This window comes from Nocardioides pakistanensis, assembly GCF_054781215.1.
The window spans coordinates 17,256-29,167 of record NZ_BAAGUV010000013.1; the positions used below are offsets into that span (position 1 = coordinate 17,256).

The window sequence follows — 11,912 nt, forward strand, 5'->3', positions numbered from 1 at the left end:
GGGTCCTGCGGCGGCAGCCTGTCGGAGCCCGGGCCTAGGCTCGTCTCATGCTCGACCTGCCGCTCCTGCTCGACGACACCGCGCTGCGGCTGCGGTTCGGTTCGGCAACCCACGACCGGGCAGCCGACTACGTCCGGCGCGGCAAGGTCCTTGCCTGCAGCCACGCGCTCGACAGCGACGGCGACCTCGACATCCGGGGCAGCGTCGAGGGGTCGGCCGGTGAGATCTACAGCTGCGTGGTCAGCGTCGGGCAGTCCGGTTCCGGCGTGTGGACCTACGGCCGGTGCAGCTGCCCGGTCGGTGAGGGCTGCAAGCACTCCGTGGCCCTCCTGCTGGCCGTCCGGGCCGAGCAGGTTTCGGAGCAGGAGACCGGGGGTGCCGGCGGGCGGCGACGGTGGGAGCGCCAGCTGGCCTCGGTGCTCGACGAGCTCGAGGCCGTCCCGCCCGACACCGCTGCGCTGAGGCCGCTGGCGCTGCAGGTCGAGCTGAGCCGGCGCACGGCCCCGTCCTCGTTCCGCGGCTGGGCGGCGTCGAGCGGGCCGGCCCGCGGGGCGTTGCGGATCCGCCCGCTTCAGCGCGGCGCCCGCGACAACTGGGTCCGGTCCGGGGTCTCCTGGCACGACGTCCAGGCAGCCGGCTCACCCCGGCGCGGGCACCCGCCCGAGCAGGCCGCCGTGCTCGCGGAGATGCTCGCCGCCTACCGGGCCGCCCAGCGCAACCTGTACTTCGGCGGCGGCGACACCCACCTGACGCTCGCGTCGTTCGGGCCGTCGCTGTGGGGCCTGCTCGGCCGGTGTGCCGAGGTGGGCCTGGAGCTGGTGCCCGGGGCCGGGCTGCAGCGCGTCACGGTCCACCCCGCGCCGGTGCGGATCGAGGTCGACGTCAACGCTGCCCCGCGCAGCGACGCCTACCTGCGGCTCGGGGTGCACCTCGACGAGGAGTGGTTCTCCGCCGGGGAGGTGGACGTGCTGGGGGAGAGCGGTCACGGCGTCGCCCTGTGGCGCGAGGCCGACGGCGGCCGCGAGTGGGACCTCGTCCTCGCGCCGCTGTCGCGGCCGGCAGGTCCGGAGGTGCGACGCCTGCTGAGCATGAGCGAGGAGCTCGTGGTCCCCGCCGAGGACCGTGCCGACCTCGTGGCGGAGTACCTCCCGCGCCTGCAGCGTCACGTGCCGGTGGTCTCCAGCGACGGCTCGGTCGCCGTCCCTGAGCCGGTCGAGCCGCGGCTGGTGGCGACCGTGGACTGGAAGGACGTCGGCGAGGTGCACCTGCGGTGGACCTGGCGCTACCGCGTGGGCGAGGACGACCGGGTCTACCGGATCGACGACACCCTGGGCCTGCGCGGGGTCCGGCGGCCGGATCGTGAGGACGAGCTGCTCGCTGCGCTGCTGGGCTCGCTCGACGACGCCCAGGTCTACCGGCTCTGCGGCTCCCAGCGGCGTGACGCCGGGCTGGTGCCCGAGCTGGTCTTCCACGACGTCGCCGCGATCGGCTTCGCCGAGGACGTGCTCCCCGGCCTCGAGCAGCACGACCTCGTCGAGCTCGAGGAGCTCGGCACCCGTCCCGACTACCGCGAGGCCCAGGGCGCGCCGGTGATCCGGTTCGCCGCCGTGGAGGAGAGCGAGGCCGGCGCGGAGCCGCGCACCGACTGGCTCGACCTCGAGGTCGTGATCAGCGTCGACGGCCAGTTCATCGCGCTCGCGAAGCTGCTCGAGGCGCTCACCCGCGGCCTGCCGCGGATCATCATGAAGAACGGCGTCCACATCAGCCTCGACCGGCCGGAGTTCCGGCAGCTCGCCGAGCTGGTCGACGCCGCGGGCCAGCTGCACGAGCAGCCCGACGGCGGTGTGCGGGTCAACCACCACGACCTGGGCCTGTGGGACGAGCTCGCCGAGGTCGGCATCGTCGACGCCCAGGCCGAGCAGTGGGTGCGGGCCGCCCAGGCGCTGCGCGGTCTGGAGTCGCTGCCCGACGTCGAGCCGACCGGGGTGAAGGCCGAGCTGCGGCACTACCAGCGCGACGGGTTCCGCTGGCTGGCGTTCCTCTGGCAGTCGGGTCTCGGCGGGATCCTCGCCGACGACATGGGTCTGGGGAAGACGCTGCAGACCCTCGCCCTGATCGCGCACGCCCGCGAGCAGGGCGCCGGGCCGTTCCTGGTCGTCGCTCCCACCAGCGTGGTCTCGACCTGGGTCCACGAGGCCGCCACGTTCACCCCCGGCCTGGTCGCCCGCGGGGTGACCGAGTCCCACTCCCGGCGCGGCACCTCGATCGCCTCGCTGTTCGAGGACGCCGACATCGTGGTCACCTCCTACACCCTCTACCGGTTGGAGGTGGACTCCTACGCCGCCTTGCCCTGGGGCGGCCTGGTGCTCGACGAGGCGCAGACGGTCAAGAACCACAACGGGAAGACCTACCAGGCGGTGCGGCGGCTCGACGTGCCCTTCCGCCTCGCGCTGACCGGCACCCCGCTGGAGAACCGGCTCATGGAGCTGTGGTCGCTGCTGTCGATCGTGGCGCCCGGCCTCTACCCCTACCCGCAGCGTTTCGTCGAGCACGTTGCGAACCCCGTCGAGCGGCTCGGTGACACCGACGTGCTCGCCCGGTTCCGGCGCCGGATCCGGCCGTTCCTGCTCCGGCGCACCAAGGAGCTGGTCGCCTCCGACCTGCCGCCGAAGCAGGAGCAGATCCTCGAGGTGCGGCTCACCCCGCGGCACCGCAAGGTCTACGAGACCCACCTGCAGCGCGAGCGGCAGACCGTGCTCGGCCTCGTCGAGGACTTCGACAAGCACCGGATCGCGATCTTCCGGTCACTCACCCGGCTGCGTCAGCTCAGTCTCGACGCCGGGCTGGTGGACGAGGCGTACGACGGGATCGGCTCGGCCAAGCTCGACCTGCTCGTCGACCACCTGCTGGAGGTGCTCGCGGAGGGGCATCGGGCGCTGGTGTTCAGCCAGTTCACCTCGTTCCTGCGTCGGGTTCGCACCCGGCTCGACCGTGAGGGCATCGAGTCGACCTACCTCGACGGCGCCACCCGACGCCGCGGCGAGGTGGTCGAGGAGTTCCGGTCCGGCGGCGCAGGGGTGTTCTTGATCAGCCTCAAGGCCGGGGGAGTGGGGCTCACCCTGACCGAGGCCGACTACGTGTTCGTGCTCGACCCGTGGTGGAACCCCGCCGTCGAGGCGCAGGCGGTGGACCGGGCGCACCGGATCGGCCAGCAGCGGCCGGTGATGGTCTACCGGCTCGTGTCCACCGGCACCATCGAGGAGAAGGTGATGGAGCTCAAGGCCCGCAAGGCGGCGCTGTTCGCCCGGGTGCTCGACGGCGACGGTGCGATGGGGACCGCGATCGGCGCCGAGGACGTGCGGGCGCTGTTCGCCGGCTGACCGCCCGAAAGGACTATTGAAAGGATTCTTTCGAAAGAATACTTTCGACGCATGGTTCCCCGTCGTCGGCTGACCGATCCCGAGACGCTCAAGGCGCTGGCCCATCCGTTGCGGATGGAGCTGGTCGAGTCCCTGCGCGTGCACGGTGCCCAGACCGCCACCGAGCTCGCCGCCCGGCTGGGCAGCTCGCCGTCCAACTGCTCCTGGCACCTGCGCAAGCTCGCCGAGCACGGGTTCGTCACCGAGGCCGAGCAGGGGCCCGGGCGGAGCCGGCCCTGGCAGGCCGCACGCGAGGGGCTGACCTGGGACGAGGCCGACGCCGCCCCGGAGATCCGGACCGCCGGCCAGGCCCTCACCGAGACGCTGCTGGGGCGCGAGCTCCGGTTGCTGTCTGCCGCGCAGCGGAGCCTGCCCGACGAGTCGCCGGCCTGGCGGCGCAGCGGCACCGTGGTCCAGTCCGTGTCGTGGCTGACCGCCGACGAGGCCAAGCAGCTCTCCGCGGAGCTCGGCGAGCTGATGATGCGCCACGTCGACCGGCTCGACGACCCCGAGAAGCGGCCCGAGGGTGCGCGGCTGGTCTCGCTGGTCGGCTGGCTGGCGCTGCGGCCGGAGGCGGGCAGCACCGATGGGAGCGACGTGCGATGAGGGCTGCGTTCGCCACCACCGGCTTCAAGCGGCTCTATCTCGGGCTGACCGCGAGCATGTTCGGCGACTCGCTGATGCTGATCGTGCTCAGCATGTGGGTCAAGAAGCTCACCGACTCCAACGGCGCCGCGGGCCTGACCTTCCTCTGGCTGACCATCCCCGCGCTGCTCGCGCCGCTGTTCGGCTACATCGTCGACCGGGTGCCGCGGCGGGCGTTCCTGGTCTGGGTGAACCTCGCCTCGGCACTGGCGATGCTGCCGCTGCTCCTGGTCCGCGACGCCGGCGACGTGTGGATCATCTACGTGGTCGCCTTCCTCTACGGCGTCTCCTTCGTGGTGACGCCGGCGGCGCTCAACGGCCTGCTCAAGGACCTGGTGGCCGAGGACGTGCTGGTCGACGCCAACGCGTCGCTGTCGGTGACCCGCGAGGCGCTGCGGCTGGTCGGGCCGCTCAGCGGGGCGGCGCTGTTCGCGGTCGCCGGCGGCCAGTGGGTCGCGGTGGTGGACGCCGTCACGTTCGTCGTCGCCGCGCTGGCCGTGGTCAGCCTGCGGGTGGTCGAGCACCGTGAGCCGCACGAGCCGATGCACTGGCGGGCCGAGGTCGGTGCGGGCGTGAGCCACGTACGTCGCTCCCCGCTGCTGCTGCACAGCACGCTGAGCCTGGGCATGTGCCTACTGGTGCTCGGGTTCGCCGAGTCGGCGATCTACGCCGTCGTCGACGCCTTCGACCGGCCGGTCGAGTTCGTCGGACCGGTGCTCACCGTCCAGGGCGTGGGCGCGATCGTCAGCGGACTGCTGTCGAGCCGGGTGATCCGCCGGATCGGCGAGCCCCGGTCGATCATCGTCGGGTTGGCGCTGCTGAGCACCGGCGTCGCGGGGGTCGCGGCCGCCGTCGCGGTCTGGCACCTCCTGATCGCGGTCGCCGTGCTGGGCGCGGGCATCCCGCTGATGATCGTCGCCTACAACACCCTCCTGCAGCGGCAGACCCCGGTCGGCTGATGGGCCGCGTCTCGGCAGCGACCGAGGTGCTGATCACCACGCCGCAGGCGCTGTCGATCGCGGTCGGTGCGCTGCTGGTCAGCATCCTGGACTACCGGCTGATCTTCACGCTGATGAGCGCCGGCACGGCACTGGCCGTCGTCTATCTCGTGGTGGTGCTGCGGGGTCGGCTCGACGTCGCGGCGCCGGTGACGGTGGCCGAGGTGCCCGCCGTACCCGTGGCGCCGGCTCAGCCCGTGGCGCCGGCTCAGCCCGTGGCGCCGGCTCAGCCCGTGGCGCCGGCGGGACCTGTGACCCCCGCCGGGCCTGGGGCATGATGAGGCGATGGGTGCAGAACAGCAGCACGGCGTCGTCTTCCCTCGATCCGCCGACGGTCGGCGAAGCACCGTCGAGACCGGTCGCGCCGTCGTCGCGGATGCGCTGCGCAAGGTCGACCCGCCCGGTGCGATGGAGGCCCAGCGGGAGACGAACTGGCGCTCGGGCTACCTCCTGCACTTTCGTCGCCTGCTGGAGGCCGGACTCTCCTCCCGGCAGGCGGCGCTGACGATCGCCTCGGACGGGCTCGGCTCGCTGCACGAGCGGATGCGCGTGGTCGGGGCGGACGGTAGCGACCTCCCGCTCGCGGAGTGGAGCACCGACGAGTCGGACCGCGAGCTCGGCACCATCGAGGTACGCGGCGAGGGTGAGATCGAGACCGAGCTGTCGCTGCCGTACCACGGCCGGCGACTGCGCGGCGACGACCTGCACGACCGGCTCGACGCCTGGGTGACCGCGGGGGTGATGGAGCCGTCGGCGGCCGAGGCGGTGCGCGAGGTGATGGCCAACCCCGACTGGCTGCGGCTCGAGGGGCGCACCGTCGCCGTGCTGGGGGCCGGAGCGGAGATGGGGCCGCTGCAGGCGCTGTTGCACTGGGGCGCCACGGTGGCTGCGGTGGATCTGCCGCGCCCCGACATCTGGCGGCGCGTGCTGGAGGCCGCCGAGCGTGGCGCCGGGACAGCGTTGCTGCCGGTCGACCCGGGGATGGCCGCCGGCGGCGTGGCCGGCCGCGGCGGTGACGTTCACGAGCACACCGGCGCCGACCTGCTCGCCGAGGTGCCTGCGGTCGCGGAGTGGCTCGAGAGCCTGCCCGGTGAGCTGGTCCTCGGCAACTACGTCTACGCCGACGGGGCGACCAACGTCCGGGTGTCGATGGCAGTCGACGCGCTGAGCACGCGCCTGCTCGCCGCCCGGAACGACGTCGCGCTCGCCTTCCTGGCCACGCCCACCGACGTGTTCGCCGTACCGGGCGACGCCGTGGACCAGGCCACCGGCAGCTACGAGGGCCGGTCCACCGTCGCCAAGCTGGTCGGCCGGCCGCTGCGCACGCTCAGCGCCGGCAGGTTGCTGCACCGTTCCTACGTGCCCGGGTCGGATCCGGGCATCAACGACAGCCTGGTCGCCCAGCAGGGACCGAACTACGCGCTGGCCAAGCGGCTCCAGCGGTGGCGGGCAGCGGTGGCCCGCGAGGCCGGAACGACGGTCTCGCTCAACGTCGCGCCTCCTACGCGCACCCGGTCGGTGGTGAAGAACCGCGCCCTCGCGGCCGCCTACGCGGGTGCTCACCGGTTCGGGGTCGAGGTGTTCGAGCCGGCGACCTCGAACGTGCTGATGGCGGCGCTGCTGGTGCACGACCTGCACACCGGCGGAGGTCCGGTGCACGAGCACCCCTGGCAGGACGAGGCCGAGAAGGCCGTGCACGGCGGGCTGTGGCGCACCGGCTACGCCCCGCGCAGCGCGCTCGGGCTCGCGGCCCTGCTCGGCTATGGAGCCGCGCGCGCTTAGACGAGGACGTCCGGCCCTACTCGGTGCACCGGGAGCGCGAGAGGCTGATGGTGCGGGGGCGCCGAGCGGAGGGGGGTCACGATGAGTCACGCCCGAGTGCTCGTCGCGCTGACCGGGGTAGCTGTCCTGCTTCTGGGTTCCTGCGGGGGAGATGGCACCGAGACAGCGTCGCCCTCGTCGAGTGGCGAGCCTGCCTGGGCGCAGGGTGACGTGCCGGGCGCCGGGCAGCTGGCCTCCGTCCTGGTGACGGTGGACGACTACGCCGGTGAGTGGACCGTGAACGTGCCCCCGGACTCCCAGATGGAGACCCCTGGCGTGGTGCCCGAGAACCAGCAGGAGCTGCTGCCGAGGATCGAGTTCTGCGAAAGGGCCAGCCAGGAGTCCCGCTCAGCCGCGGAGTCGCTGCGGTGGCAGGCATTCAGGCAGCTCGACCAGTCCGAGACGGACAGCATCGACATGGCCGCCGGCGACCGGGTGGGGCACATGATCTTCGTCCAGGAGTACCTCATGTCCGCAGAACCGGGCGAGGTCGAGTCGACCTTCGACGCGCTTCGTGAGGGCATGCGGGCCTGCCACGGGATGATTCCTGCCGGTGAGGAAGGTCCTGGCAGGTCCGAGCCGATGACCATCCCCGAGGTGGCGATGACCGCTACGGCGACTTCACCACCCTGGAGGAGGCCGGTGGCCGGGGCTACTGGCTGCTTCACAACTCCTTGGTGCGCAAGGGTCCGGTCCTGATGGACCTGCAGGTGGTCGACATCGTGATGGGCGAGGGCGTCGAGCCAGCGTTCACGACCGAGGACATCGGCACGTTCCTCACCACGGCTGTCGAGCACCTGCCGTAACCGTGCCAGCGATCCACCAGGTCAGACTCCGGCGGCCCTCTCCAGGGCGGCGAGCTCGTCGTCGAGGTGGAACAGCAGGCGCTGCAGGTGCGGCACGGTGCGCCGGCAACCGGTGAGCCCGAAGCCCATCTCGCCGTTGTAGCTGGTGCAGGTAATGTTCAGTGCCATCCCGTGGATCGGGATCGACAGCGGCCACATCCCTTCGAGCAGTGCGCCGTTGAAGTAGTGCGGCCGCTGCGGGCCGGGCACGTTGGAGATGATCAGGTTGAACGGCGGCCGGCTGATGCCGTGGAGGCGCAGCATCGCCGGCAGCACGGCGGGCGCCATTCCCAGGGCACTCATCGCGGTGATCTGCGCCGTGGTCATCGAGGACAGCGCCTCCTTGCCCGACGCCATGGACCGGTGGATGCTCCAGAGTCGCTCCGCCGGGTCCTCGATGTCGGTGCCGAGCTTCACCATCACGCAGCCCACCGCGTTGCCTCCGGTGGCCGAGGCGATCGCCGCCTCGCGGGCCTTGAGGCCGACCGGGACCATCGCCACCAGGGTCGAGTCGGGAAGCGCGTCGAGCTCGAGGAGGTACCTGCGCATGGCGCCGCTGCACATCGCGAGCACGACGTCGTTGATCGTCGTACCCGTCGCAGCACCCACAGACTTGAGCCGCTCCATGTCCCAGCTCTGCGCGGCGAACCGGCGCGACCCGGTGATCGGCTTGTTGATGACCGTGCGCGGTGCGTACAGAGAGAGCGCAGAGGTGTCGTTGCGGATGCCGCGGGTGAGGGTGCGCAGCAGTGCGGCCGGCATCCCCGCCGCCTCCGCGGTGAGGGCGAGCGCCGAGCGAAGAGCGCTCACCGGTGTGTCGGCCAGCGCCAGGTGGTGCCTGGCCTCCGCGTCGGCGCCCTCGACCGGCTGTCTGCCCCACGGTGGCGGCATGTCCCGACGGTCCGGGTCGGTGGTGAGCACGCTCTGGAGCAGCCGCATCGCGGCGACGCCGTCGACCAGGGCGTGGTGGATCTTGGTGTAGGTCGCGATCCGGCCGTCGGCGAGACCTTCGATCACGTGGGTCTCCCACAACGGCCGCTCGAGCGCGAGCCGCGTGCCGTGCAGCCGACCGGAGAGGTCGAGCAGCTCCCGAATCCGGCCCGGCGCGGCCAGCGCGCTGTGGCGCACGTGGTAGTCACAGTCGAACTGGTCGTCCTCGACCCACACCCACTGCCCGCCGGTGGCCAGCGAGCGGCGCGGATGCTTCAAGAACAACGGCGCGACCTCGTCGGCGGCGAGCGAGGTGGCGAACATGTCGCGGACGTACTCCGGGCCCGCGTCCTGCGGTGGTCGGAACAGCTGCAGACCACCCACGTGCATGGGCTGCTGCCGGTTCTCGGCGAGCAGGAACGCCGCAGCCGTCGGGTCCAGCGGTGTCAACATGATCCCCCCAGGTGAGTGCGTGCAGCCATCGACCTGTCGCAGAGCGTGCCCAGATCGGCCCGGATCAGTCCTCGACGACAGGCAGGTCGACGACGGCGTCCTCGATCACGACCGCCCCGGGCGTGCGGCTGCCCATGCCGACGAAGGTGTCGCTGACCGGCGTGGCCAGCACGAACAGGGACTCGCCCTCGGCGACGTCGACTGCGACCGACGGCAGCTCGATCCGCCGCTGTTCCCCGAGGACCGGCTCGAGCTCGAAGAGCGGCAGCAGGTTGTTCTGCACGACCTTGGCGTCGAGCGGGCAGGTCCCCACGGCGAGCCCGTAGAAGGCCCGGTTGTTGACGCCGAGCGCGGTGAGCCTGCCGGAGAGGTACGGCGTGCCGGCGACGCGGAGCGGCCCGTCGGCGATCTTCACGGCGATCGGCGCGCCGGCGGCCTCGGTCGTCGCGACGGTGCCGACCTCCATCGCCGTGTCGGGCCTGGTGGAGGCGACCGTCGTGCACGCCGCGCCGGCGGTGGCGAGGTGGTAGCGGTTGTAGCCGCGCAGCCCGGTCTTCCTCCCCTTGAGCTTCTCGGTGAAGAAACGCAGCGCCAGGTCGCTGAACGAGCCTCCGGCGAGCTTCTTGCTGCACGGGTCGCTGGCCACGCCGACACCTTGGGGGAGTACGGCGGGCAGCACGTGTCCGCCGTTGTAGCCGACGAAGATGCTCTGCCGCCGAGCCCGCGGGGTGAGAGCGCGCTGGAAGTTCTTCAGGCCCTGGTCGAGCGGGAACAGGGAGTCGGTGGCGCCCTGGCCCATGAGCACGGGAATGTCGAGGCGTCGGCCGTGGCGTACGTGCCAGGCGGGGCCGTTCTTCTCGAAGAACGCGCCCATGTCGGCGCTTCCGGGCACCTCCCCGCGTGGCCAGAAGCCGGTGGCCGCCCCCTGGCCGAGTGCGACGAGCACCTCGGGCGGGAGCGCCTCGGAGCCAGCGGCTGAGAGGCTGAGCGCCCACAAGGTGCGGACCACGTCCTGCGGCGCGAGGCTCTCGTTGAGGTCGTGCCAGGTGATCTCGGGAGCGAGCGCGTCGAAGACCGGCTTGCCCCGCTTCTCGAGCAACGTGAACGCGCCGACGTACTGGTAGCCACCGCCGTAGCTGCCGCCGATCGCGCCCAGGCGGGGGTCGCCCTTGCCGTCCTTATTCACCCACGGCAGACGGGCGACGAGACCGACCAGCCGCTGGACGTCGCGACCCTCGAGGTCAGGATGCTCGACGTGGGCCTTGCCGCCGCTCTCGCCGAAGCCCCGCTGGTCGAAGGAGAGCACCCCGAAGCCGGCGTCGAGCCACCTGGCGAACGCCGCCGGGTCCTGGGTCCGCGAGCCGGCCCAGCCGTGGCTGTGCATCACCATCGGCACCTTGTTCTTGCGGCTGGCGGTCTTCGGACGGAAGAGGGAGTAGCAGATGTCCACCGCATCCGTGGTGCCCGGCTCGGGGGCGCTCGTCACGCAGCCGTGGGTCACCGTGTGGCCGATCCCCGCCGAGGCGGGCGCCGTGAGCGCCGGGACCATCGCAGCGAGAAGGCTTGCCAGCATGGTGACGACGGCGAGACGACGAACGGACATGGGTACACCTCTGTGCGCGGCGCGGTCGGGACACCCACACAACGAGCCGTGGTGAGGTCGGTTACGTCGTAGGGGTGGCACCGCCGGCGCTCAGGTGCACAGACGCGACGAGGGGCCCGCCCGTGTGGACGAGCCCCTCGGGGGGTCCGGTTGTCCGGTGGGTCCGGTGGGTCCGGTGGGTCCGGCGCGACGCTCAGGCCTGGGTGGTGCTTGCGTAACGAAGGTACGGCTTGACGACCTCCAGGTCGGGGAAGCGCTTCTGGGCCTCCTCGGTGGGAATGTCGTTGCTGACGATGGCGCGGTCGCCCGGCTTCCAGTCGGCCGGCGTGGCGAACGGCTGCTTCTCGCTGAGCTGGAGCGCGTCCAGCACGCGGAGGATCTCGTCGAAGTTGCGGCCCGCGATCTTCGGGTAGGTCAGCATCAGCTTGATCTTGTTGTCGGGGCTGATGATGAACACCGACCGCACGGAGCTGGAGTCGCCCTCACCGGGGTGGATCATGTCGTAGAGCTCGGCGACCTTCTTGTCCGGGTCGGCGATGATCGGGTAGCCGATCGTGGTGTTGGAGACCTCCTCCACGTCGGGCTTCCAGCGCGCGTGGTCCTCGACGGAGTCGACCGACAGGGCGATCACCTTCGTGTTCCGCTTCGCCCACTCATCGCTCATCTGGCCCACGCGACCGAGCTCGGTCGTGCAGACGGGGGTGAAGTCGGCCGGGTGGCTGAAGAGGATCGCCCAGCTGTCTCCCTTCCACTCGTGGAAGGAGATCTCACCCTCGCTCGTCGGGGCGGTGAAGTCGGGGGCGGTGTCGCCCAGGTGCAGTGAAGCCATGGAGCTCGCTCATCCTCTCGTGCTGCTAGGCATGTCGATACGGTCACCATACCCTGGGGGGTATGGCCGTCCCGTACGTCGTACGCCTCCATCCTGTGCGGAGCGGCGAAGGTGGCGAAAGGGCCTGATGGCCCTCAACCCCAGACCGGGTGATCATTCGGCTCGTTCTCGCGGGCAGCCGCAGAGGGCATCCGACCGGGCGGGTCTGCCGAACCGTTGGCTGATCGGGTTGAGCACCCCCTGGCCCCGCGGGAGGCGATCGCCTCAGTGTGCGCTGAAGCCCGGGCGCATCGTTGCGCCGGCCTCAGACGGCGTGGAGGAGTTCGAGGAGGTGGCGTTCCATGTGGCTGGCTTGTGCGGGGTCGGGGG

At 71.6% G+C, this 11,912-nt stretch carries 9 protein-coding genes; 6 read left to right on the forward strand and 3 right to left on the reverse strand.

From position 1 onward, the window contains the following. The first annotated feature begins 47 nt into the window (after nt 1–47). The 6 genes from ACYVIH_RS06280 to ACYVIH_RS06305 all read left to right on the forward strand — a co-directional run bounded on the left by ACYVIH_RS06280 (nt 48) and on the right by ACYVIH_RS06305 (nt 7,582). Complete coding sequence (locus ACYVIH_RS06280; protein ID WP_460867246.1) at nt 48–3,380, forward strand: DEAD/DEAH box helicase; 3,333 nt, start codon at nt 48–50, stop codon at nt 3,378–3,380. A gap of 51 nt (nt 3,381–3,431) precedes the next feature. Then, nucleotides 3,432–4,025 carry an ArsR/SmtB family transcription factor gene (locus ACYVIH_RS06285; protein WP_460867249.1) on the forward strand — a complete coding sequence of 198 codons (594 nt, stop codon included), beginning with the start codon at nt 3,432–3,434 and terminating at the stop codon, nt 4,023–4,025. Next, on the forward strand, nt 4,022–5,023 hold the full coding sequence (locus ACYVIH_RS06290; RefSeq protein ID WP_460867251.1) for an MFS transporter: 1,002 nt from the start codon (nt 4,022–4,024) through the stop codon (nt 5,021–5,023). Before ACYVIH_RS06285 ends, ACYVIH_RS06290 begins: the two co-directional genes overlap by 4 nt. Then, the gene (locus ACYVIH_RS06295; protein ID WP_460867254.1) at nt 5,023–5,340 is read left to right on the forward strand and encodes a hypothetical protein; all 318 of its coding nucleotides are present in this window, start codon (nt 5,023–5,025) and stop codon (nt 5,338–5,340) included. The genes ACYVIH_RS06290 and ACYVIH_RS06295 overlap by 1 nt, the downstream gene beginning before the upstream one ends. Nucleotides 5,341–5,347: 7 nt before the next feature. Then, nucleotides 5,348–6,844, forward strand: a complete 1,497-nt coding sequence (locus ACYVIH_RS06300; RefSeq protein WP_460867256.1) for a hypothetical protein — start codon at nt 5,348–5,350, stop codon at nt 6,842–6,844. Between the two features lie 81 nt (nt 6,845–6,925). Then, the gene (locus ACYVIH_RS06305; protein WP_460867257.1) at nt 6,926–7,582 is read left to right on the forward strand and encodes a hypothetical protein; all 657 of its coding nucleotides are present in this window, start codon (nt 6,926–6,928) and stop codon (nt 7,580–7,582) included. Between the two features lie 128 nt (nt 7,583–7,710). Here ACYVIH_RS06305 and ACYVIH_RS06310 read toward each other — a convergent pair whose 3' ends face one another. The 3 genes from ACYVIH_RS06310 to ACYVIH_RS06320 all read right to left on the reverse strand — a co-directional run bounded on the left by ACYVIH_RS06310 (nt 7,711) and on the right by ACYVIH_RS06320 (nt 11,543). Then, entirely contained in the window at nt 7,711–9,111 is a 1,401-nt protein-coding gene (locus ACYVIH_RS06310; protein ID WP_460867260.1) for a WS/DGAT/MGAT family O-acyltransferase, read from the reverse strand. Nucleotides 9,112–9,175: 64 nt separating this feature from the next. Further along, complete coding sequence (locus ACYVIH_RS06315) at nt 9,176–10,714, reverse strand: CocE/NonD family hydrolase (RefSeq protein WP_460867262.1); 1,539 nt, start codon at nt 10,712–10,714, stop codon at nt 9,176–9,178. A gap of 193 nt (nt 10,715–10,907) precedes the next feature. Further along, nucleotides 10,908–11,543, reverse strand: a complete 636-nt coding sequence (locus ACYVIH_RS06320; protein WP_460867264.1) for a peroxiredoxin — start codon at nt 11,541–11,543, stop codon at nt 10,908–10,910. Nucleotides 11,544–11,912: the final 369 nt, after the last annotated feature.

Excerpts from the sequence above, each read along its gene's own strand:
- ACYVIH_RS06280 (WP_460867246.1), top strand. The coding sequence starts at position 48 with ATGCTCGACCTGCCGCTCCTGCTCGACGACACCGCGCTGCGGCTGCGG.
- ACYVIH_RS06285 (WP_460867249.1), top strand. The coding sequence starts at position 3,432 with ATGGTTCCCCGTCGTCGGCTGACCGATCCCGAGACGCTCAAGGCGCTG.
- ACYVIH_RS06290 (WP_460867251.1), top strand. The coding sequence starts at position 4,022 with ATGAGGGCTGCGTTCGCCACCACCGGCTTCAAGCGGCTCTATCTCGGG.
- ACYVIH_RS06295 (WP_460867254.1), top strand. The coding sequence starts at position 5,023 with ATGGGCCGCGTCTCGGCAGCGACCGAGGTGCTGATCACCACGCCGCAG.
- ACYVIH_RS06300 (WP_460867256.1), top strand. The coding sequence starts at position 5,348 with ATGGGTGCAGAACAGCAGCACGGCGTCGTCTTCCCTCGATCCGCCGAC.
- ACYVIH_RS06305 (WP_460867257.1), top strand. The coding sequence starts at position 6,926 with ATGAGTCACGCCCGAGTGCTCGTCGCGCTGACCGGGGTAGCTGTCCTG.
- ACYVIH_RS06310 (WP_460867260.1), bottom strand. The coding sequence starts at position 9,111 with ATGTTGACACCGCTGGACCCGACGGCTGCGGCGTTCCTGCTCGCCGAG.
- ACYVIH_RS06315 (WP_460867262.1), bottom strand. The coding sequence starts at position 10,714 with ATGTCCGTTCGTCGTCTCGCCGTCGTCACCATGCTGGCAAGCCTTCTC.
- ACYVIH_RS06320 (WP_460867264.1), bottom strand. The coding sequence starts at position 11,543 with ATGGCTTCACTGCACCTGGGCGACACCGCCCCCGACTTCACCGCCCCG.